This is a genomic window from Acinetobacter sp. ANC_7682, assembly GCF_056779795.1.
Genome location: NZ_JBWYIQ010000069.1, coordinates 1 through 1,238, shown reverse-complemented (window position 1 = coordinate 1,238; position 1,238 = coordinate 1). Strand labels below are relative to the sequence as shown.

The window sequence follows — 1,238 nt, the reverse complement described above, 5'->3', positions numbered from 1 at the left end:
TGATCCTAGCCAAAATAATGGACAGCACGTCCCTCTAAAGATAACGTAACTTTAATCTTTGGAGATTCAAGAAATGGCTAAACGTTTTAGTCCTGAATTTAAACAGCAAGCGATTGATTATGCACTTTCAAACTCCCACGAACCTATAGCTGCAATCGCCCAGAAATTAGGTGTGGGTTATTCAACTTTAGACAAATGGATTCGTGAAGCCAATCCAGTAGGTTCAAGCAAACGTCAACTTTCACCAGAACAACAGCGGATCTTAGAATTAGAGAAAGAAGTCAAACAGCTCAGGGAAGCCAATGACATCTTAAAAAAAGCGCATGTGTACTTTCTGACAGATCATGCCAAGAAAAGTACACGGTAATTCAAGATCTGGATGTGAATGAAGTCACTGTATCTTCTGCCTGTCAATGCCTGGGTGTCAGCACTTCAGGCTATTATGCCTGGCGAAAACGCCAGGCCAATCCAGCGCAGAAATATAATGATTTAAAAGCCGTATATTGGCAGCATCATGCACGATTGGGTGCACCTTCATTGGTACATGACATGCATGATTTAGGTTACAGCATGAGCGAACGAACCGTTGGAAGAATGCTTAAAAAGCTTGGTTTACGTAGCAGGATTGCACGTAAATACAAGTATACGACTGATTCAAACCATCGTTTGCCTACAGCGCCTAACTTGTTGGATCGTCAATTTACGGTCAATGAACCCAATAAGATCTGGACAACGGATATTACCTATATCCGTACTAAGCAAGGTTGGCTGTATTTGTGTGTGATGCTGGATCTATTCAGCCGTCGTATTGTCGGTTGGCAAACCAGCCATCGAATAGACCGTCAATTGGTGTGTGATGCGTTTCATTATGCAATGGCTCGTCAGGGGTATCCAATGGGTGTCATGGTGCATTCGGACCAAGGCTCACAGTACTGTAGTCGTGATTTTAGGGCGCTATTATTGACGAATAACTGCGTTCAAAGTATGTCACGCAGGGGAAACTGTTGGGATAATGCAGTGACCGAAAGCTTCTTTCATACATTGAAAGGTCATGTGGTCCATGGCAGTGTGTTTGCCACTCGAAAAGAAGCGAATACAGTCTTGTTTGACTATATTGAGATTTATTACAATCGGGTCAGAAGGCATTCCGCAAACGGCTGGTTAAGCCCAGAAGCCTTTGAACAGAAATATTTTAAGAATTTAGAGGGATTTGTTGTCCACGATACTGTCTAGGATCA

The 1,238-nt window shown here is 42.7% G+C and carries 1 protein-coding gene; it reads left to right on the top strand.

What is annotated here, in order from left to right; genetic code table 11:
* The first annotated feature begins 73 nt into the window (after nt 1–73).
* Nucleotides 74–1,233 (top strand): IS3 family transposase gene (locus AC1M9D_RS13980; protein WP_087554624.1). Its coding sequence is split into 2 segments (ribosomal slippage): nt 74–308 and nt 308–1,233, totalling 1,161 coding nucleotides; the frame shifts between segments, so codons are not numbered across the junction.
* Nucleotides 1,234–1,238 lie beyond the last annotated feature (5 nt).